The sequence below is a fragment of the Streptomyces sp. NPDC004134 genome (assembly GCF_042874195.1).
Classification (GTDB): domain Bacteria; phylum Actinomycetota; class Actinomycetes; order Streptomycetales; family Streptomycetaceae; genus Streptomyces.
In genome coordinates, this window is sequence record NZ_JBIAMS010000013.1 from 71,059 (window position 1) to 91,235 (window position 20,177).

General features: G+C 72.8%; 17 protein-coding genes and 1 tRNA gene. 6 read left to right on the forward strand and 12 right to left on the reverse strand.

Going from position 1 to position 20,177, the window contains the following annotated elements:
- Positions 1 to 78: 78 nt before the first annotated feature.
- The 3 genes from ACFYVJ_RS18080 to ACFYVJ_RS18090 form a co-directional block, all read right to left on the reverse strand.
- The gene (locus ACFYVJ_RS18080) at positions 79 to 1,881 is read right to left on the reverse strand and encodes a tetratricopeptide repeat protein (RefSeq protein ID WP_388892460.1); all 1,803 of its coding nucleotides are present in this window, start codon (positions 1,879 to 1,881) and stop codon (positions 79 to 81) included.
- A gap of 376 nt (positions 1,882 to 2,257) precedes the next feature.
- A tRNA-Met gene (locus ACFYVJ_RS18085) sits at positions 2,258 to 2,331 on the reverse strand.
- 100 nt (positions 2,332 to 2,431) lie between these two features.
- Entirely contained in the window at positions 2,432 to 5,410 is a 2,979-nt protein-coding gene (locus tag ACFYVJ_RS18090; protein WP_388892653.1) for a UPF0182 family protein, read from the reverse strand.
- Positions 5,411 to 5,557: 147 nt separating this feature from the next.
- Here ACFYVJ_RS18090 and ACFYVJ_RS18095 point away from each other — a divergent pair, with 147 nt between their 5' ends.
- Positions 5,558 to 6,154, forward strand: a complete 597-nt coding sequence (locus ACFYVJ_RS18095) for a PPA1309 family protein (protein WP_388892462.1) — start codon at positions 5,558 to 5,560, stop codon at positions 6,152 to 6,154.
- 66 nt (positions 6,155 to 6,220) lie between these two features.
- Here the strand turns inward: ACFYVJ_RS18095 and ACFYVJ_RS18100 are convergent, their stop codons facing one another.
- The 3 genes from ACFYVJ_RS18100 to ACFYVJ_RS18110 form a co-directional block, all read right to left on the reverse strand.
- Entirely contained in the window at positions 6,221 to 7,315 is a 1,095-nt protein-coding gene (locus ACFYVJ_RS18100; RefSeq protein WP_388892464.1) for a PDZ domain-containing protein, read from the reverse strand.
- A gap of 270 nt (positions 7,316 to 7,585) precedes the next feature.
- Complete coding sequence (locus ACFYVJ_RS18105; RefSeq protein WP_388892466.1) at positions 7,586 to 8,065, reverse strand: molybdenum cofactor biosynthesis protein MoaE; 480 nt, start codon at positions 8,063 to 8,065, stop codon at positions 7,586 to 7,588.
- 115 nt (positions 8,066 to 8,180) lie between these two features.
- A complete protein-coding gene (locus ACFYVJ_RS18110) occupies positions 8,181 to 9,326 on the reverse strand; it encodes an SDR family oxidoreductase (protein ID WP_101421700.1) in 1,146 nt (381 codons plus the stop codon).
- Between the two features lie 175 nt (positions 9,327 to 9,501).
- Between ACFYVJ_RS18110 and ACFYVJ_RS18115 the strand changes: the two genes are divergently transcribed.
- On the forward strand, positions 9,502 to 10,995 hold the full coding sequence (locus tag ACFYVJ_RS18115) for a zinc-dependent metalloprotease (protein ID WP_388892469.1): 1,494 nt from the start codon (positions 9,502 to 9,504) through the stop codon (positions 10,993 to 10,995).
- Complete coding sequence (locus ACFYVJ_RS18120) at positions 10,992 to 11,522, forward strand: NUDIX hydrolase (RefSeq protein ID WP_388892471.1); 531 nt, start codon at positions 10,992 to 10,994, stop codon at positions 11,520 to 11,522. The genes ACFYVJ_RS18115 and ACFYVJ_RS18120 overlap by 4 nt, the downstream gene beginning before the upstream one ends.
- A 39-nt stretch (positions 11,523 to 11,561) precedes the next feature.
- Here ACFYVJ_RS18120 and ACFYVJ_RS18125 read toward each other — a convergent pair whose 3' ends face one another.
- Positions 11,562 to 12,146, reverse strand: coding sequence for a M48 family metallopeptidase (locus tag ACFYVJ_RS18125; RefSeq protein ID WP_388892473.1), 585 nt, complete (start codon positions 12,144 to 12,146; stop codon positions 11,562 to 11,564).
- A gap of 169 nt (positions 12,147 to 12,315) precedes the next feature.
- On the opposite strand from ACFYVJ_RS18125, the gene ACFYVJ_RS18130 reads away from it, so the two are divergent.
- Together ACFYVJ_RS18130 and ACFYVJ_RS18135 are read left to right on the forward strand one after the other, a co-directional pair.
- The gene (locus tag ACFYVJ_RS18130) at positions 12,316 to 13,683 is read left to right on the forward strand and encodes a ThiF family adenylyltransferase (protein ID WP_388892475.1); all 1,368 of its coding nucleotides are present in this window, start codon (positions 12,316 to 12,318) and stop codon (positions 13,681 to 13,683) included.
- Positions 13,676 to 15,076, forward strand: coding sequence for an ABC1 kinase family protein (locus tag ACFYVJ_RS18135; protein ID WP_388892477.1), 1,401 nt, complete (start codon positions 13,676 to 13,678; stop codon positions 15,074 to 15,076). The genes ACFYVJ_RS18130 and ACFYVJ_RS18135 overlap by 8 nt, the downstream gene beginning before the upstream one ends.
- A 73-nt stretch (positions 15,077 to 15,149) precedes the next feature.
- On the opposite strand, the gene ACFYVJ_RS18140 is transcribed toward ACFYVJ_RS18135, so the two are convergent.
- From ACFYVJ_RS18140 to ACFYVJ_RS18155, 4 genes are all read right to left on the reverse strand, one after another.
- Positions 15,150 to 15,461 (reverse strand): hypothetical protein, encoded by a 312-nt coding sequence (locus tag ACFYVJ_RS18140; RefSeq protein WP_164716094.1) that lies wholly within the window; start codon positions 15,459 to 15,461, stop codon positions 15,150 to 15,152.
- On the reverse strand, positions 15,458 to 15,781 hold the full coding sequence (locus ACFYVJ_RS18145; protein ID WP_276314995.1) for a WhiB family transcriptional regulator: 324 nt from the start codon (positions 15,779 to 15,781) through the stop codon (positions 15,458 to 15,460). The genes ACFYVJ_RS18140 and ACFYVJ_RS18145 overlap by 4 nt, the downstream gene beginning before the upstream one ends.
- A 158-nt stretch (positions 15,782 to 15,939) precedes the next feature.
- The gene (locus ACFYVJ_RS18150; protein WP_388892479.1) at positions 15,940 to 16,260 is read right to left on the reverse strand and encodes a hypothetical protein; all 321 of its coding nucleotides are present in this window, start codon (positions 16,258 to 16,260) and stop codon (positions 15,940 to 15,942) included.
- A gap of 169 nt (positions 16,261 to 16,429) precedes the next feature.
- Positions 16,430 to 18,667, reverse strand: a complete 2,238-nt coding sequence (locus ACFYVJ_RS18155) for an ATP-dependent DNA helicase UvrD2 (protein ID WP_388892481.1) — start codon at positions 18,665 to 18,667, stop codon at positions 16,430 to 16,432.
- Positions 18,668 to 18,847: 180 nt separating this feature from the next.
- Here ACFYVJ_RS18155 and ACFYVJ_RS18160 point away from each other — a divergent pair, with 180 nt between their 5' ends.
- A complete protein-coding gene (locus ACFYVJ_RS18160; RefSeq protein ID WP_101421709.1) occupies positions 18,848 to 19,105 on the forward strand; it encodes a mycoredoxin in 258 nt (85 codons plus the stop codon).
- Between the two features lie 68 nt (positions 19,106 to 19,173).
- Here ACFYVJ_RS18160 and nudC read toward each other — a convergent pair whose 3' ends face one another.
- On the reverse strand, positions 19,174 to 20,124 hold the full coding sequence (nudC, locus tag ACFYVJ_RS18165) for an NAD(+) diphosphatase (RefSeq protein ID WP_388892483.1): 951 nt from the start codon (positions 20,122 to 20,124) through the stop codon (positions 19,174 to 19,176).
- Between the last annotated feature and the right edge of the window lie 53 nt (positions 20,125 to 20,177).

Sequence of the window (20,177 nt, forward strand, 5' to 3'; positions counted from 1 at the left end):
GCCCTGCCGGGCCGTCTCGCGCTGTCTCCGCTCGTCCCGCGCGGTTCAGCGACGGCCGGGGCCGCCCGGGCCACGCCCTCAGGCGGTCAGCTCCTGCGCGAGCGCGTCCCGCAGCCGGGCGGCGCGCTCGGCGACCTCCGCGGGGCCCAGCTCCACCGCGCGCGACGACCAGTGCTGGCTCTCCGGCAGGTCGCCCCGCCGGGCCGCCAGCAGCGCGAGCCGCAGCGCCGCGCGGCCGTGGCCGTGCTCCGCCGCCCGGCGCCACCAGATCGCCGCCTCCGGCACGCTGCCCTCACGGGCCAGCAGGAGGCCCAGGTTGAACGCGCCGTTGCGGCTGCCGGCCTCCGCCGCGGCCCGGTACCACCGGCCCGCGGCCTCCGTGTCGCCCCGGGCGGCCGCACGCATGCCCAGCCGCACCTGGGCACGCCGGTGCCCCTGCCGCGCGGCCTGCTCGTACCACCGCTCGCACTCGGCGGCCTCGGCGCCCGTGCCGCCCGCGTCTGCCGCACCCGCGGCCCCCGCGGCGCCCCAGGCCCGCGCACTGCGCGAGCCCGCGGCGTCCGGCCCCGCTCCGGGCCCGGGCCGCCGGTCGTCCAGCAGCGCCGCCAGCCGGAACGCCCCCTCGGGGCTGCCGCCCTCGGCGGCCGTCCGCAGCCGGTGCTCGGCGTCCTTCTCCTCGCCGTCGCGCAGCAGCACGATGCCGACCTGCAGCGCGGCCTCCACGTGCCCGGCCGACGCGGCGCGCTCGTACCACTGCCGCGCGCCCGCGTCGTCGTCCCGGCCCGCGTGGATGATCCCGAGGTTGAACGCCGCGTCGACGCTGCCCGCCTCCGCGGCCTTCGAGAACCACGGCTCGGCGCCCGCGGCGTCGCCGCGCTGCAGCAGCAGCACGGCCAGCGCGTTGGCCGCCTCGCAGTGCCCGGTGTACGCGGCCTGCCGGTACCACTGCTCGGCCTGCTCGACCCGGTTCTCCCCGGCGCACAGCAGCGCCAGGTTGTACGCGCCGTTGACGTCGCCCGCACCGAGCGCCGCCCGGTACCACCGCTCCGCCTCCTGCGGCTCGCCGCGGTCCGCGTAGAGCGCGCCGAGCGCGTTCGCCGCGTTGCCGTCGCCGTCCTTGGCCGCCTGGCGCCACCACACGGCCGCGCTGGCGTCGTCCCCGGCGTCGCGCAGCAGGAAGCCCAGCGCGCAGGCCGCGCGCGGCTCGCCGCCCCGCGCGGAGATCACGTACCACCGGCCCGCCTCCTGCGACTCGCCGCGCTCCTCCAGGAGCGTGCCGAGGTGCAGCGCGGCGCGCACGTGCCCGCGCGCGGCGGCCTGCCGGTACCACTGCTCGGCCTCGGCCACCGGGTCGTCGCCGGCCCCGGTTCCGCCGCGGACGAGGCTCACCGCGCCCGGCGCCGCCGGGGGCGTCAGCCGCGTACCGGTCTCGACGCCGCTGCCGGACCTGGCCCGGGTGCCGGTGTCCAGGACGCGCGCGAGGCGGTACGCCGCCTCCCGGTGCCCCTTGTCCGCGGCGATCCGGAACCAGCGCTCCGCGCCCACGTCGCTGCGGTGCTCCAGCAGGTCGGCGAGCGCGTACGCGCCCAGCGCGTGCCCCGCCTCCGCGGACTGGCGCAGCCAGTACTCGGCGCCGGGCTCGTCGCCGTTCTCCCGGTAGTAGCGACCCAGCGCGTGCGCGGCGGCGGGCGAGCCGCCCACCGCGGCGATACGCCACCATCCGGCCGCCTCGTGCACCTGGCCGCGCTGGTAGAGCAGCACGCCGAGGTTGTTCGCCGCCGCCCGGTCGCCTTCGGAGGTCGCCGCGCGCAGCACCGGCTCCGCGCCGTCCAGATCCCCCTTGCGCAGCAGGGCGGCACCCCGCGCGCTGAGCTGCGCCACGGCCGGATCCTGGCCGCGCGCAGCGCTCGTCTCACCGGCGGCGGGAGCCTCGCGCTCCTGCCCTCCGGTGCCCCCTGTCCTACGGGCGTCCAACACCCTTGCCTCGTCCCCCATGAGGTCCATCGTCGCACCACCTGCAACCCGCGTACACCTGGTATACCGCAGCCAGGAAGGTCACTTCAGCGGTTTGTCGACTTCCCGACACAACGACTGATCAAACCTTGTCACGCCTACACCCCTCAAAACAATGACCTCGGGAACACACACGCGACACATCCGTCCCCCTCGCCACACCGCCCCCACGGTGCTCACGGATCACGCGGCAGACAACACGTCGAGGCCCGGAGTCCGATGGACTCCGGGCCTCGATCTCGCGTAGCGGGGACAGGATTTGAACCTGCGACCTCTGGGTTATGAGCCCAGCGAGCTACCGAGCTGCTCCACCCCGCGTCGTGTGCCGTAAGGCTATCACGCTGCGAGGGGCCCCAACGCCGCCTGCCCTCGCGGCCCGTGGCCCGCCGGACGTCATGTCCGGCGGGCCACGGCCGCCCTAGGCCCCGCCGCCTCCGCCGTCACCGGCATCACCGGCATCGCTGCCGGCTCCGCCGTCACCGCCGCCGCCGTCGGTCGCGCCGTCGCCGGATCCGTCACCGGCTCCGTCACCGTTCGCGCCGGCCTGCTGCTCGGCGTCCTCGATCCGCTGGAGCGCCTCCTCCAGGTCGTCCTGGGCCTTGCCGTACGCCTCCCAGTCCTGGTCCTGGAGCGCCTGCTGACCGTCCTCGTACGCCTGCTGGGCGTCCTCCACGGCGTCCTGGAGGGTGCCACCGGCCGGCGGTTCCTCTTCCGGTGGTGGCTCCTCGCCCGTGTCCTCGGGTGGTGTCGCTTCCTCCACCCCGAAGACCACGTTCAGCGCCTTGGGCAACGTGTCCTCGAAGGCGGTCTGGTCTCCATACGTGACCAGCACCTTGCGCAGCAACGGGTAGCCGGTGCCGGTGCCTTGCACGTACACCGGCTCGATGTAGATCAGTCCGCCCTCCAACGGCACCGTCAGCAGGTTGCCGTAGATGACTTCCGAATCGCCTCTCTGGAGGATGTTGATCTGGTCGGCGATCGCGGCGTTGGAGTTGAATCTGGACTGCACGAGCTTCGGTCCCGGTACGGGACTGTTCGGTGGCAGCTTCAGGATTCTGATCTGACCGAAGTCGTCGGTGCGCGCGTCCGCGCCCACGGCCATGTACGCGCCCAGGTTGTTGCGGTTGCGTGGCGTGAACGTGGTCGTCAGCGAGAACGACCGCGAGTCCTGGTCCGGCATCTTCATACTGAGGTAGTAGGGCGGCACCGAACTCTCGACCTTGGTGGTCGGGTCGTCCGGGATCTCCCACTGCTCACTGCCGGAGTAGAACTGCTTCGGGCTGGTGACGTGGTACTGCGTCAGCAGCTCGCGCTGGACCTTGAACAGGTCCTGCGGGTAGCGCAGGTGGTCCATCAGCGCGTCGCTGATCTCCGCACGCGGCTTGACCGTGTCGGGGAACGCCTTCATCCAGGTCTTGAGGACGGGGTCCTCGGTGTCCCACTCGTAGAGGTCCACGCTGCCGTCGTAGGCGTCGACGGTGGCCTTCACCGAGTTGCGGATGTAGTTGACCTGGTTCTGCTGCGCGATCACCGAACGCTGGTCGTCCGTCAGCGAGTCGGCCGTCGTGTCGCCCAGGGTGGTCCTGGTCGAGTACGGATAGCCGTTGCTGGTGGTGTAGGCGTCGACGATCCAGGTGATACGCCCGTCGACCACCGCCGGATACGGGTCGCCGTCGATCGTCAGCCAGGGCGCGACGGCCTCCACCCGCTCCTTCGGGGTGCGGTTGTAGATGATCTGCGAGCCCTCGCCGATCGCACCGGAGTACATGATCTGCGGCTCGCTGAACGTCAGCGCGTACGCGGCCCTGTTGATCGGGTTGGACAGGTCGACGCCGCTGTCGCCCTTGTAGCGGTACGTCTTCTCACCGGAGTCGTCGGCGTAGTCGACCTCGTCCTGCGGGCCGCCCACGATCGAGTAGTCGCGGGTCTGCTCGCCGTAGTAGATGCGCGGCTCGTAGTCGCCGAGCTCGCCCTCGGGCGGCAGGTTCTTCTCCGTGTACGCCGGGTCGCCGTCGTCGGTGACCTCGGTGCCCTTGGCCGCGACCACGCCGTAACCGTGCGTGTACCGGAAGTGACTGTTGATCCAGCCCTTCTCCGGGATGCCGTTCACGTTGATCTCACGAAGACCGACGACGGTGTCCTGCGAGTTGCCGTCCTCGTCCTCGTACCGGTCGACGTCCAGCGTGCCCGGGAACTGGTAGTAACCGCGGACCTGCTGTTGCTGCTGGTACGTCGGCGAGACCACGCTCGGGTCGAGCAGCCGGACGCTCGCCGTGCTGTCGACGGCGGTGCGCAACTGCTCGTTGGTGGTGTCCTTGGGCGCCTGGCCCGAGTACTCCGTCACCTGGGAACCGTCGATGTCGTACGCCTTGCGCGTCGCGTCGATGTTCTTCTTGATGAACGGCGTCTCCTTGGCCTGCTCGTTCGGCTGCACCTGGAACTTCTGCACGATCGCCGGGTACAGCCCGCCGATCAGGATCGCCGAGAGGACCATGAGGCCGAGCCCGATGAGCGGCAGTTGCCACGTACGCCGCCACAGCGTGGCGAAGAACAGCACCGCGCAGATGATCGCGATGACGAAGAGGATCGTTTTCGCCGGCAGATAGGCGTTCGCGTCGACGTAGCGCAGACCGGTCCAGCCGTCGGTCGTTTTCAGACCGCTGGTCTTGGTCGCCAGGCTGTAGCGGTCGAACCAGTACGCCACCGCCTTGAGCGCCACGAAGGTGCCCAGCAGCACGGCGAGATGACCGGTCGCCGCGGACGTGGCCCGCGCGCCGGGGCTGGAGATTCGCAGACCGCCGTAGAGGTAGTGCGTCAGCGCGGCCGCGATGGTGCAGAGCACGATCGCGGCGAAGCCGAAGCCGAGCAGGAAGCGGTACCAAGGAAGATCGAAAGCGAAGAAGGAAATGTCCTTGTGGAACTGCGGGTCCTTCTCACCGAACGACTGGCCGTTGACCCACAGCAGCCAGGTGCGCCACTGCCCGGTCGCGGAGGCGCCGGCGATCAGGCCCACCAGCGTCGCGATGCCGAGCAGCACCCACTTCTTGTACGGCGCCAGGTTCATCCGGTAACGGTCGAGGCTCTCCTGCTCCAGCGACATCGCGCTGAGCGGCGGCCGGAGCCGGTGGGCCAGCCAGATGTTGAAGCCCACGGCGAACGCCATCAGCAGGCCGAAGACGAAGAACAGCCCCACCTTGGTCCACAACCGGGTGGTGAAGACCGACGAATAACCGACGGAGCGATACCAGAGCCAGTCCGTCCAGAAGCCGGCGAACATGACGAAGATGATCCCCAGGATGGCAAGCGCACCCAGGGTCATCAGCAGTGTTCGTACGCGCCGGGACGGCCTGCCCACACTGATCCGTGGCCCGGTGGGGCCCCCGCCGCGGTCCGGCATCTGGAAAGCCAAGGTGGCACCTCGATCGAGACGTGAACGTCATGTCATACGGCCCCCGCGGCACAGGGGCCCAATGTGGCAACTTACTAAAGCTTTACTCAGTTCCCGCCGGGGGGTGGCAGAGACCGATGAGGCAGGATTGTGAGCATGTCCAACTCTCCCACCGGCGGTCCACCCCTGGCAGCCGACCCGCTGACTCGCGCGGTCCTGGAGCTTGACGAGTACGCGGCCGGTTTCGGCTGGGACCGGCCGCCCCGGCTCTTCGCCCTCGTCGACACCGCGCGGCTGCGCGCGCAGGAGCCGGACCTCGCCGCGCGGCTGAACCTCGACGCAGGTGAGGGCGCCGGTGACGGACCCGCCGGGCCCGCGGCGGCGCCGGCCGCGCAGGTCTCGTACACGCCGATCGAGCAGTCGGAACTGCCCGCGGGGCAGCCGCTCGACGAGTTCCTCGGCACCATCGCCTGGCCCGACGCGGTCGGTGGCTGCGCGCTCACGGTCGAGCGGCTGATGCTCCCGCCGGCGGCCGAAGCCGAAGTGCCGGCCGACCTCGACGAGGAGGGGCTCGCCGCCTGGGTCGCCGGGCATCCGCGGCGCGAGGAAGTACGGATGACGGTCGGCGTGCTGCGCGACGGCAGCCGGGATGCCGCGGTGCGGCTGCGCTCCAAGGACGCGCCCACGGAGGTGCTCACGGGGCCCGACCTGGTGCCGGGGCTCGCCCGGGCGCTGGCGGCGACGTTCGACTGACCCCGCCGTGACGGCCGGCCGCCTCCTCCGGGGTGGCCGGCCGTTGCACGTTCCGTGCGCGCCCAACTACTCCTTGCACTCGTCGAGCTGGTCCAGATTGCCGTCGCGGATGTCCTTCAGCGCGTCCATCGCGTCGGACATCGTCCCGACCTCGATGAGCGTCAGCCCGTCGGGTACGTCCCGTACGGCCGTGGCGCAGTTCGCCGCGGGCGTAAGGAAGAACTTCGCGCCCTGGTCGCGGGCGCCGACGGTCTTCATGTGGATCCCGCCGATCGGCCCGACCTGGCTCTCGGTGTTGATCGTGCCGGTGCCGGCGACGAACTCGCCGCCCGTGAGGTCGCCCTTGGTGAGCTTGTCGACGATGCCGAGCGCGAACATCAGCCCCGCGCTGGGGCCGCCGACGTCGGCGAGCTTGATGTCGATCTCGAACGGGAAGGTGTGCGCGGTGCCCGCCGTGATGCCCACCATGGCCTTGCCGGGCTCCTGGTCGGACTCCCTGGTGGTGACGGTGATCTCCTCGCCGGGGAGCTTGCGCGGGTCCTCGCCGCTCTTCTCGGCCTTTTCCGCCTTGTCCGCGGGGACGATGCGGAACGTGACCTTCTCCCCCGGCTTGCGGCTGGTGACCAGCTTGACCACGTCGCCGGGCCCGTTGACGGGCTCGCCGTCGACGGCCTTGATCACGTCACCGGCGTGCAGCGTGCCCTGCGCGGCGCCGCCGGCGACCACCGAGGCCACGATCACGCGCGTGGTGAAGGGGATCCCCAACTCGTCGAGGGCGGCGACCTTTGCGCTCTCCTGCGAGGCGGTGAACTGCTCGGCGTTCTGCTGGTCGACTTCCTCGGCGGTGCTGTCGTCCGGGTACAGCGACTCGTGCGGCACCACCGCGTCGTCGGGCGAGAGCCAGCCGTAGACGGCCTCGACGAGGTTCATCTTGTAGTCGGCGCCGGTGACGCGGACCGTCGTCATGTTGAGGTTGCCGCTCGTCGGATACGTCTTGCGGTCCTCGATCTGCAGGACGGGCTCACCGTCGTGGTCCCCGAGGGTGTTCACCGTGGGCCCGGGCGACATCTCGGCGTACGGCACGGGGATGAAGACCCCGGCGACGAGGATGGCGAGCAGCGTCACGGTGGAGGCGAGCAGCGTCGCCGTGCGGCGTGGCATAGAACGACAGTACGGGACGCTCAAGCGGCCCCGGAACGGGAGTGGCTACGCTCCATGGCTTCCCTGAAGCGGGCGTACCCCGCGAGCTCCGTGCTGTCGCCCACCTTGCGGGTGCGCGTGGCCCAGCTTGCCCATATCGCGGCTCCCCCGGCGGACGCGAGGGGTATGACCAACCAGGCTATCGCTGCCATCCCGTGCTCCTAGCTGACGTGAGGTCTTTCCGATAAGCCAACGCTCACGCGGGCCCGGAAGTTACGCAACTCGACAACCTCAGCCAGCGCCTACCCATTCCTCCGTCCCGTCCGTGAACTTCTGGTGTTTCCAGATGGGAACGTCCCGCTTCAGGGTGTCGACCAGGCGCCGGCAGGCGTCGAACGCCTCCGCGCGGTGCGGGCAGGAGACGGCGACGACGACGGCGAGATCCCCCACGGCCAGTTCCCCCACACGGTGGACGGCGGCCAGGGCGCGTACCGGATAGTCGGCGGCGACCTTCTCCGCGATCCGGCGCATTTCGGCCTCGGCGGTGGGATGGGACGAGTACCCCAGCGCGGTCACGTCCTGGACGCGCTCGGAGGCCGCCTGCCGGTCGTGGTCGCGGACCGTGCCGACGAAGAGCGCCGTGCCGCCCGCGGCGGGGTCGCCCACGGCGGCGAAGACCTCGTCGAGCGACAGCGGCTGCTCACGGACCGCGACGAGCCGTACCGGGTCCGCGGCGGCCTGCTCGCCCGGGTGCTGCGGGGTGTCTGCCATCCGTCCATCCTGCCGCACGGGACCGGCAGCGCGCCCCCGTGCGGCGGGCGGCGGGGGCCGCCGCACGTACGGGCCGGGGCGCGGTCCGTACGCGACGCTCCGCCGCTGCGCGGGCTCAGATCTTGCCGCGCCGCGCCTTGCGCACCCGGCGCACGACCGCGGCCGTGCCCAGCAGCGCGACCGTCGCCCCGGCCGCGCCCGCGGCGCCCGCCGCGGCGGCGTCCTTGCGGCCCAGCCGGCGGCCCGCGACGGTGTGCCGGCCGGAGACCTCGGCCAGCAGCTCGGCGAGGACCTCCTCGTTGGTGTGCTGCGGGCGCCAGCCCGCGTCGTGCAGCCTGCTGCCGCTGACGACCCACGGGTACATCGTGTACGCCAGGTCACCGGCCGGCGACGGAGTGAGCCCGAGGCGGTGCAGCCGGGAGGCGGCACCGAGGGCGACGGCCGACGGCAGCTCCATGCGCCGGATGCCGGTCAGCTCCTCGACCTCCTCCTGCTCCAGCCAGCCGTCGCAGCCGACCGCCAGCTCCCCTTCGGCCTTCTCCAGCGCCGCGAACTCCAGCGCGGCGGCCAGGTCGTCGATGTGGCAGAACTGCCAGCACGGCCGGGTGCCCTTGACGACCAGCAGCCGGGGCGACTCGAAGTACCTGGTCAGCGGGGTGTCGACGCCGCCGACGACGGCCGCGGGGCGCACGACCGTGACGTTGAGCCCGGGGTGTGCGCGGGGCGCGCGGCGGCCCAGGCGCTCCATCTCCAGCAGGTCGCCGACGCCGGTGGCCTCCTCGGTGGCGCGCAGCTCGGCGTCCTCGGCGAGCGGGACGGGGTTGTCGGGCAGCGCCCCGTAGACCATGGCGGAGGTGCACAGGACGACCCGGCGCACGCCGGCCGCGGCGGCGGCGGTCAGCACCGTCTGCGTACCACGTACGTTGTACGCCGTGCGGGCCGTGGCGTCGGTCTCCAGGTCCAGGTCGAGGGCGAGGTGGACGACGACGTCCGTGCCGCGCAGCTTGTCGGCGATCGCGGGGTCCCGCACGTCCAGCACGTGCCAGTGGGCCTCGGGCAGCTCGCCGCGCCGCTCGTCGATGGCCACGACCTGCTTGACCTCGTCCGAGGCCGCCAGCCGCTCCGTGACCAGGGCGCCGATGCCGGCCGCCGCCCCGGTGACGGCGACGACGGGGCGCCACGCGCCCGGGGCGGGCTCGTCGGCCGCGGCCCCATCGGCGGCCTTTCGCGCTGCGCGAACGTTCGGTTCCGGGGAACTCACCGAGCGGCTCCAGTGGTTGTGTGCAGTAGTTCCATCCATCCTGCCCCAGCCGCACCCACAGCGTGGGCGGCGGGCGCCAGGACATCGTGCAGGCATACGAAGCGGCATAGGGTGGAGGTAGTGGAGGGCGTACGCCGCCGGCCCTGTGCAGGCGGCCCGACGAGCCGAGGAAACCGTGAGTGACACCCCATTCGGATTCGGCCCCCCGAAGGAGCCGGACGACGACGGCGAGGGCGACGGCAAGGGTGCCCGCAAGGGGGACGGCGACCGGAGCAGCCGGGACCCGTTCGGCTTCGGGGGCGCAGGCAGCGACCCGCAGAACCCGTTCGCGGCCATCTTCGGCTCCCTCGGCGGCCAGGGCGGCGCCATGGGCCCGCAGGACCTGGGCGCGGCCTTCCAGCAGCTCGGCCAGATGCTGAGCTACGAGGGCGGGCCGGTCAACTGGGACATGGCCAAGGACATCGCCCGGCAGACCGTCGCCCAGGGCGCGGCCGACGAGTCCAAGGACGCCAGTGTCGGCGACGCCGAGCGCAAGGCGGTCGAGGAGTCCGTGCGCCTCGCCGACCTGTGGCTGGACGGCGCGACGTCGCTGCCCTCCGGCTCGGGCGCCGCGCTGGCCTGGAGCCGCGCGGAGTGGGTCGAGGCGACGCTTCCGGTGTGGAAGGAGCTCGTCGACCCGGTCGCCGAGCGCGTGGGCGCCGCGATGGGCGGTGTGCTGCCGGAGGAGATGCAGGCCATGGCCGGCCCGCTCATCGGCATGATGCGCTCGATGGGTGGAGCCATGTTCGGCACCCAGATCGGGCACGCGGTGGGGGTGCTGGCCGGTGAGGTCGTCGGCTCCACCGACATCGGGCTGCCGCTCGGGCCCGCGGGCAAGGCGGCGCTGCTGCCGGTGAACATCAAGAGGTTCAGCGAGGGCCTGGGCGTACCGCAGGACGAGGTCCGGCTGTACCTGGCGCTGCGCGAGGCGGCGCACCAGCGGCTCTTCGCGCACGTGCCGTGGCTGCGCTCGCACCTGTTCGGCGCGGTCGAGGGCTACGCACGCGGCATCAAGGTGGACACGTCCAAGCTGGAGGACCTGGTCGGCCAGGTCGACATCGAGCGGCCCGAGCAGTTGCAGGAGGCGCTGCAGCAGGGCATGTTCCAGCCGGAGGACACGCCGGAGCAGAAGGCGGCGCTGGCCCGGCTGGAGACGGCGCTCGCGCTGGTCGAGGGCTGGGTGGACGCGGTCGTGCACGCGGCCGCGGAGCCGCACCTGGACGCCCCGTCGCTGAACTCGCTGCGCGAGGCGCTGCGCCGCAGGCGGGCCACCGGCGGTCCCGCGGAGCAGACGTTCGCGACGCTCATCGGGCTGGAGCTGCGGCCGCGGCGGCTGCGGGACGCCTCGCGGCTGTGGGCGTCGCTGGCGGACGCCCGCGGAGTCGACGGGCGGGACGCGCTGTGGGCGCACCCCGACATGCTGCCGACCGCGGGCGACCTGGACGACCCGGACGGGTTCGTGCACAGCGAGCAGGCGGACTTCTCCGAGCTCGAGAAGCTGCTGGGCTCGGGTGCCGACGCCGAATCCGGTGACGCCGGCGGGAAGGACACGCCGGACGAGAAGGGCGGCCCGGACGGTCAGGACGGTCAGGACGGTCAGGACGGCGGCAAGGGCGACGCGGACAAGTGACGCTGCGGGCCGACACCGAGCGCGTACTGAAGGAGTGGAGCGCGCCTGACGGCGGTCAGGATGCGCTCCGCCTCAGGTACCTGGAGTTTCTGGCGGGGCATCCCGACGGGATGTGGAAGCCGTGCGCGGACGGGCATGTGACGGCCAGCGCGCTGATCGTCGACACGGCGCGTGAGCGGGTGCTGCTGACCCTCCACCGCAAGCTGAACATGTGGCTGCAGACGGGCGGTCACTGCGAGCCGGAGGACGCGACGCTTGCCGCGGCGGCGCTGCGGGAGGCGTACGAGGAGTCGGGCGTGGCGGGCCTCACGCTGCTGCCCGGCGGCCCCGTGGGCCTCGACCGGCACCACACGCCGTGCGCCTGGCACCTGGACGTGCAGTACGCGGCGCTGGCCCCCGAGGGGGCGGTGCCGACGATCAGCGAGGAGTCGCTGGACCTGCGCTGGTACGGGTACGACGAGGTGGCCGGCGTCGCCGACGAGTCGGTGGCGCTGCTGATGGAGCGCACCAGGGCGCGGCTGGCCTGAGGGCGGGCCTGAGCACGGCGGGCCCGCGGGTGGGGCCTGCTAGTCGCTGCCGGGTGACGGGCTGGTCGGCGCGGGGCGCGGGATGAAAGGCAGGCTCTCGCCCGCCACGACGCCCTCCAGGTAGCCGCGGGCACGCTCGGTGCGGGGGTAGGCGCCGACGAGGTCCCAGAAGCGGGGGCCGTGTCCCGGCACGAGCAGGTGGGCCAGCTCGTGGATCAGCACGTAGTCGATGACGTACTCCGGCATGCCCTTCAGCCGGTGCGAGAGGCGGATCGTGCCCTCGGCGGGGGTGCAGGAGCCCCAGCGGGTGTTCTGGTTGGTGACCCAGCGCACGCTGCTGGGCCTGGCCCGGCCGTCGAGGTACTGCGCGGACAGCCGCTGGGCCCGGTCGGCCAGCTCGCCGTCGCCGGGCATCCGACGGTTCTCCTGGGCCTGCAGCTTGTCGAGCATGACCGTCACCCAGCGCTGCTCCTCCGCCTCGCTCATGCGGGCGGGGATCAGCACGACGGTGCGGTCGCCCTCGCGATATGCGGAAACGGTCCTGCGCCTGCGCGCGCTGCGTCTGACCTCGACCGCTCTCGACGGTTTCGGCCGTCCCGGGATGTGCTCTGGGTCAGCGGGCACGGCATGACGTTACCTGGTCAGGGTGAAGAAAGTCCCGGCCAGGAGCAGGTGTGCGGCGCCGCCGCAGAGGTCGCGGCCAATTCGTAATACTTTTTCCGGCACCTGTGGATAACTCATGACGCAGTGGGGCGCCCGGCTGGCAGAGTGACGGAGGAACGAGGGGGGCGCGATGCATCCGATGATCAAGCCGGCGCTGCGGCGGAGCTGGCGCGGCAGGCACACCATGCAGATGGGCGTGACCAGGGCACATGCGGTGTCGATCCATCCGGTCGACTCCGCGACGGGGCTGTTCCTGCGCCGGCTGGACGGCACCCGCGGGCTGGACGCGCTGCGCCGTGAGGCGCACAGGTTCGGCCTCTCCCCCCGGTCGGTGGACACGCTGGTCGCCCGATTGACGCGGGCGGGGCTGATCGACGACGGGCCGCCCCCGCCGAATGGCACGGGAACTCCCCGGGACGACCACCCGACCTCCACGGACCGTCCACGTCACATCCACCGTTCCCCGCACGCCGGTCCTCCGGCGGCGCACGCGGCGCGGGCGGACGATGCGCCGCGGTCTCCCCGGGCGCGGGCCGATCCGTCACGGACCGGCCCGCTGTCGTCCGGCCCGACGGTCGTCCTGCGGCGGGCCCGGCCGGCGTCTTCCGGCCCCTCGTCGTCCGGCCCACAGCCGTCGGCTTCGCCGGGAGGCCGGGGGGCGTCGTCCGGGGGCCGGGGGCGGGACGGGGTGATACCGGCGCGGTTGCGGGCGGACCAGGCTTCGCTGTCCGTCGTGCACCCCGAGCCCGGGGCCGCGGTGGCGCGGCTGGGGGCGCGGCGAGGGCTGCGGGTGGTGGTGCGCGGTGCCGGGCGGGTGGGGGCTTCGGTGGCGGCGCTGCTCTCCGCGGCGGGCGTGGGCGGGGTGGAGGTGGTCGACGGCGGCTGCGTCGAGCCGTGGGACGTGGCGCCGGGGGGTGTGGGCGCAGCAGACCTCGGCCGGCGGCGCGGTGACGCGGCCCTGGGCGCCGTGCGGCGGGCCGGGCCGTGGCCGGCGGCACGGGGCGGTCGCCCGGGCGGGGCGGTGTCGCTCGTGGTGCTGGCCCCGCGGGACGGGCTGGGGGCGTACGCACCGGATCCGGAGGTCGCGCGGCGGTACCGCGAAGCGGGCATTCCGCACGTGTACGCGGGGGTGCTGGAGGGCACGGGGGTGGTGGGACCGCTCGTGCTGCCGGGTGGTTCGGCGTGCGCGGGCTGCCTCGCGGCCGCCCGGACGGAGGCGGAGCCGGAGTGGCCGCGGATGCTCGCCCAGTGGCGGTCCGGCGGTGATCGGGAGGGGGTCGCCGCGTGCGATGTGGCGTTGGCGACAATGGTGGCAGGGCTGACGGCGGCCCACGCGCTGACTTTTCTCGACGGGCGGCTGCCGGTCTGTACGGGGGCCCGGCTGGAGTTCGCGCTGCCGGGCCTGGCCTGGGAGTTGACGGAGCTCGATCCACACCCGAGGTGCGGGTGCGGTGCGGCGGCAGCCGCTGACCGGGATACGGGAGTGGCCCATGTCTGACCTTCCGCGCAAGGCGATCACGCGTACGGCCAGGCTGGCCTCGCTCCCGGTGGGCTTCGCCGGGCGCGCCACCTGGGGGCTCGGCAAGCGGCTCGGCGGCCGGTCGGCCGAGCTGGTCGCCCGGGAGCTCCAGCAGCGCACCGCCGAGCAGTTGTTCAAGACGCTGGGCGAGCTGAAGGGCGGGGCGATGAAGTTCGGGCAGGCGCTGTCCGTCTTCGAGTCCGCGCTGCCGGAGGAGATCGCGGGACCGTATCGCGCGGCCCTGACCAAGCTGCAGGAGGCGGCGCCGCCGATGCCGGTGCGCACGGTGCACGGTGCGCTGACGGAGCGGCTGGGCCCGGACTGGCGCGATCTCTTCCTGGAGTTCGAGGACACGCCCGCGGCGGCTGCGTCGATCGGGCAGGTGCACCGGGCGGTGTGGCACGACGGCCGCGAGGTGGCGGTCAAGGTGCAGTACCCGGGCGCGGGCAAGGCGTTGCTGTCCGACCTGACGCAGTTGGGCCGCTTCGCGCGGCTGTTGGGGCCGCTGGTGCCGGGGCTGGACATCAAGCCGCTGATCCAGGAGCTGCGGGACCGGGTGGCTGAGGAGCTGGACTACGGGCTGGAGGCCCGGGCCCAGAGCGCGTACGCGGAGGAGTTCGCGGACGACCCGGATGTGCTGGTGCCGGACGTGGTGCACCAGGCGGACCAGGTGCTGGTCACCGAGTGGCTGGACGGGGTGCCGGTCTCGGAGCTGATAGCGAACGGCTCGCGGGCGGAGCGGGACCGGGTGGGCCAGTTGCTGGCGCGGTTCCTCTTCGCCGGTACCGCGCGCACGGGTCTGCTGCACGCGGATCCGCACCCGGGCAACTTCCGGCTGGTGAAGGAGGGCGGGCCGGACGAGTGGCGGCTCGGGGTGATGGACTTCGGCACGGTCGACCGGCTGCCGGGCGGACTGCCGGAGGAGATCGGCATCGCGCTCGGGATGACGCTCGAAGGCGACGCGGACGAGGTCTACGAGCTGCTGCGCGAGCAGGGGTTCGTGAAGCCGGACGTCGAACTGGACCCGGAGGCGGTGATCGACTATCTGCTGCCGATCATCGAGCCGGCGGCGGTGCCGGAGTTCGCCTTCAGCCGGGAGTGGATGCGCACCCAGGCGGCCCGGATAGCCGATCCCCGCAACCCCGCGCACCAGTTGGGCCGGCAGCTCAACCTGCCGCCGTCGTATCTGCTGATACACCGGGTGACGCTCAGCACCATCGGGGTGCTCTGCCAGCTCGGTGCGCAGGTGCGGATGCGCGAGGAACTGGCGGAGTGGCTGCCGGGCTTCGCGGAGTACGCCGAAGGGGGCCGTCCTGAGGACGGCCCCCATGAGGGTTCGGCGACGGAGGACCCGGCGACGGCGACCGCCTGACCGGGGCCGGCCGCCGGCGGCCGGAGCCGTGGTCGCCGCCGGCCTGCCGCGGCACGGGCCCGGCCCGCGGCCGTTACTGCATGACCGCCATGGCCAGCGCGCGCCGGGCGCGCATGTGCGCGCGCTCGGCCCGTCGCTGCATCCGCCGGGCGGCGATGAGGCGCAGGGCCCTGCGTTCCTGTTCGGCTGCCTCCACTCGGTCCCGATACTGGGCCCGGGCGAGGGCTTCTGGCATGAGTTGCATCTGAAGGTTCCTGTTCTGGCGCTCGTCGTAGGCGCCTGCTTCGTGACGTGCCGCGGGGTAGTCGGTGGACGGGCTCATCGTCGTTTCCTGCTCTGCCGGTGCGTGTGCGCGTGGACGGTCGATCGTGCCGTGGGCGTTCATGCCACGACCGGGTTCTTCCGCGGACGCCCACGCGGCCGCTTGCGCGGCACCACTACCCCCTGGACGAAGAGTTCGCCGCCCCAGACCCCCCAGGGCTCGCGGCGCTCCTTCGCACCCGCGAGGCAGGCCTCACGGACGGGGCAGGTCTGGCAGAGGGACTTGGCGTACTCGACGTCCGCCGGAGTCTCCGCGAAGAACACTTCGGGGTCGTAGCTCCGGCAGGGCACGAGGTCGCCGAGCGCGTCGATTCGCTCGTCGAGCTCGGTGAGAGCGGTGAGCTGGGTCGTCAAGGGGACCTCCAGGTCGGTGGTGCCGGGCACGGGGTCGGGCGTGGGCCTGTGCGGGGTGTGCACGGGGAGTGACACGGTTCCGTCCTTGCTCGTCGTCTTGATCAACTTCTGCGTTGGGCAAATCAAAAGGGCCGCGGATCCCGGTTCGGGTTCCGCGGCCCTGGAAGGTGCCGTCTCAATCGATTCGATCAAGATGGTTCTTTCCAGGGATCAGGCCCGCGGAAGGCCCGCATGTGCGTCGTGGCCGCAATGCCGCCTGCAAAGGCGCCATTGGCCCACTCCTGCTGGAGGTCGGCACCCGCTGCCGCCGCCGCATAGGCCGGAGCCTGCGCCGCTGCTACCAGGAGTGCCTTGGTCGGTCGCTCGTCACGGATGTCGGCACCCAGACCGCCACTGACACCGGACACACCGGTGGCGGGGACCTGGAGCTTGGAGAGGGCGAGCAGGCAGGAGGAGACGACCTCGCGACCGTCGGCAGCACGACCTTCAAGTTTCGTGATGCTGATCATGGTTTTCTCCTCCTCTCTGGTCTCGTCGGACCGGCGAGCCGGTCCAAGGTCTCCTAGTACAACACGGAATCACCGGCTCCGTGAAGAGCTGTTCTTCCGTGCCGGAAGGCTATGAGGCTACTCCCGGCGATCGCAAACCATTTTTCAGGGATTTTTTTCCGGACCCCCGTCAGGGCTCCTCGGCGGGCTCGCCCGACGACTCCCGGCCGGCGCAGAGATCCAGGACATCGCCGCCATATCGGTCGAGCTTGCGCTTGCCCACTCCCGAAATGACCGACAGTTCCCGCTCGTTGACCGGCGCCGCCTCGGCGATGGCGATCAGGGTCTTGTCGGTGAAGACGCAGTACGCGGGCTGTCCGAGTTGCTGCGCCTGGTCCGCGCGCCAGTCGCGCAGCCGCTCGTACAGCCCCTCGTCCATGTCCGAGGGGCAGTCCTCGCAGCGCATCAGTTTGATCTCGCCGGCGTCGGTCAGGGTCCGCCCGCAGACCCGGCAGCGCACCGGTCCGCGGCGCCGGCGCCTCGCCGCCGCGCCCCGTTCTGCACCACCGCGCTCCACGCCGCCCTGCGCCATGGCCCCCGCGCCGCCCCCGCGTCCCGAGCCCGGCCGCAGCCCGGCAAGGAACCGGCTCGCGCCCCGCGAGGCCCGCCCGCCCGGCGAGCGGGACAGCGCCCAGGACAGCGACAGGTGCACCCGGGCCCGGGTGATGCCGACGTAGAGCAGCCGGCGCTCCTCCTCGATCTGCTCGGGCGTCTTGGCGTACGTGATGGGCAGCATGCCCTCCGTGAGCCCCACCAGGAACACCGCGTCCCACTCCAGGCCCTTCGCGGCGTGCAGTGAGGCGAGCGTCACACCCTCGACCGTCGGCGCGTGCTGCGCCGCCGCGCGCTCGGCCAGCTCCTCGACCAGGTCCCCGAGCGCCGCTCCCGGCCGGGCCCGCCCGAAGTCCTCGGCCAGCCGCACCAGCGCCGCCAGCGACTCCCAGCGGTCCCGCGCCGCGCCCGAGCCGGCCGGAGCCTCCGCGGACCAGCCCATCGTCCCCAGCACCGCCCGCACCTGCGCGGCCAGGTCGCCGTCCCGGCCCGCCTCGTCCAGCATCGCGTCGTTCTTGCCGGCCACCGCCGCCCCGCGCAGCTTGACCCCCGCCTCGCGCACCTCGGGCCGTTCGAAGAACCGCTCGGCGCCCCGCATCTGGTACGGCACGGAGCGGTCGGCGAGCGCCTGCTCGTAGACCTCCGACTGGGCGTTGATCCGGTAGAGGACGGCGATGGAGCTGGGCGCCACGCCCGCGTCGATGAGGCGGCGGATGTGCCGGGCGGTGCCCTCGGCCTCGGCGGGCTCGTCCGCGTACTCCGCGAAGGCCGGCTCCGGGCCCGCGTCCCGCTGCGCGACCAGCTCCAGCCGGGCGGCGGCGGCCCGTCCTGTGGCCTGGGAGAGCACGCCGTTGGCCAGGTGGACGACCTGGGGCGTGGAGCGGTAGTCCCGGACGAGCTTGACGACGGTGGCTTCCGGGTGGCGGGTGCGGAAGTCCAGCAGGTGGTCGGGGGTGGCGCCGGTGAAGGAGTAGATCGTCTGGCTGGCGTCGCCGACGACGCACAGGCTGTCCCGGCCGCCGAGCCAGAGTTCGAGGAGCCGCTGCTGGAGGGGGCTGACGTCCTGGTACTCGTCGACGACGAAGTGCTGGTACTGCCGGTGCACCTGCTCGGCGATGTCCGGGCGGTCCTGGAGCACGCCCACGGTGAGCAGCAGCACGTCCTCGAAGTCGATGACGCCGCGGTCGCGCTTCAACTGCTCGTACCCCCGGTAGATCCCGGTGATCTCCGCCGGGTCGCGCGGGGCGTCGCGGCCGGTCTTGGCGAGCGCCGCGGCGTAGTCCTCGGGGGCGGTCTGGGTGACCTTCGCCCACTCCAGCTCGCCGGTGACATCCCGCAGCTCGTTGCGATCGAGGCGGACGCGGGTGCGCGCCGCGGCCTCCGCCACCAACTGCACCTTGCGCTCCAGCAGCCGCGGCAGCTCGCCGCCGACCGCGCGCGGCCAGAAGTACTGCAACTGCCGCAGGGCGGCGGAGTGGAACGTCCGCGCCTGCACGCCCGGGGCGCCGAGCTGGCGCAGCCGGCCGCGCATCTCGCCGGCCGCCCGGTTCGTGAACGTCACGGCCAGCACGCTGCCCGGCTGGAGCACGCCCGCCCGCACCCCGTACGCGATGCGGTGGGTGATCGCGCGGGTCTTGCCCGTGCCCGCGCCGGCCAGCACGCACACCGGGCCGCGCAGCGCCGTCGCCACCTCGCGCTGCTCCGGGTCCAGCCCGGCCAGCACCGCGTCCGCCGAGCCCGGGACGGCGGGGAACTCCGTGGGCTCCGGGGACAGGGAGGGCTGCGAGGACGACGGGGGCCGCGGTGCTGCTGTCACCCCGCCATGCTGCCAGGTCTGCCGGGACCGGTGTGCCGGTTGTCCACAGGCCCGGGTTGAGGGGCCCGGTTATCCACAGATGGCGGGCGGGACTACGGGAATGGCGGCGTCCCCGGGTACGTTCACCTTCCGGAACAGATCACGCCGCGACCCGGCCGACCCCCAAAGGAGCGCAGCGACATGGCGGGCACCGTCACGATGTACAGCACGACCTGGTGTGGCTACTGCCGTCGGCTGAAGAGCCAGATGGACCGCGAGGGCATCCCGTTCGAGGAGATCAACATCGAGCAGGACCCGGACTCCGCCGCCTACGTCGAGAGCGTGAACAACGGCAACCAGCTCGTGCCGACTGTCGTCGTGGTGCCGCGGCAGGGTGGCGAGTCCGTCGCCATGCCGAACCCGTCGCTGGCGCAGGTCAAGGCCGCCCTCGGCGCCTGACCGCGGCCGCGGGCGCCGGGCGCGCAGCCCGGCGCGCGGCAGTGCGCCCGCAGGACCCGCGGCGGCCGTCAGCCCGGCCGCCGCGGCAGGTCCGAGCCGTACCACAGCTCGATCAGCCGCCCCGCGATCGAGATGCCGTACGGCGGCAGCACCTCGCCCGACTCGTAGGCCGCGCCCAGCTCCTCGCGGGAGAACCAGCGGGCCTCGTGCAGCTCCTCGCCGTCCACCTGGATCTCCGCGCCCTTGGCGTCCGCCGCCCGGGCGAGGAAGCCCACCATGAGGCTCGACGGGAACGGCCACGGCTGGCTGGCCACGTACTCCACGTCGCCGACCACCACCCCCGCCTCCTCGAAGACCTCCCGCCGCACCGCGTGCTCCAGCGACTCCCCGGGCTCGACGAAGCCCGCGAGCGTCGAGAAGCGCCCTTCCGGCCAGTGCACCTGGCGGCCCAGCAGGATCCGGTCCTCCGGGTCCGTCACGGCCATGATCACGGCGGGGTCGGTGCGCGGGTAGTGCTCCGCGCCGCACGCCGGGCAGCGGCGGATGTGCCCCGCGGCGGCGATGACCGTACGCTCGCCGCAGCGCGAGCAGAAGCGGTGCAGCCGCTGCCAGTTCTCCAGCGCCACGGCGTGCACCATCAGACCGGCTTCCTGCTCCGAGAGCAGCAGCCCCGCCTCGCGCAGCCCCGCGGCGCGCGCGGTGTCGTCCATGCGGCCGGGCAGCGAGTCCTTCTGCAGCGCGAAGTAGCGCACGCCGCCGGAGTCGGTGCCGAGGAAGTAGCGGTGCTGCTCGGTCGGCGGGGCCTCGAAGGCCGGGGTCGTGACCAGCGCCGTGCCGCCGTCCGCGGTGTCGTCGATGAGCACCTGGCCCTCGCAGACCACGAAGACCCGGGTTGTCGGGTGGCTCCAGGCCGCGGCCAGCCACGCCTCGTCGATGCGGTGGTGGGCGGCGCGGTCGACGCCGCTGTCCGCCGTGAAGGAGACCGGCCGAGAGGCCGCCCGGTCGATGCCCGTGGTCACTGCTGCTCCCCTTCCGCCGCGCCGCACACGGCCCCCGCGCGCTCGTCCCGCAG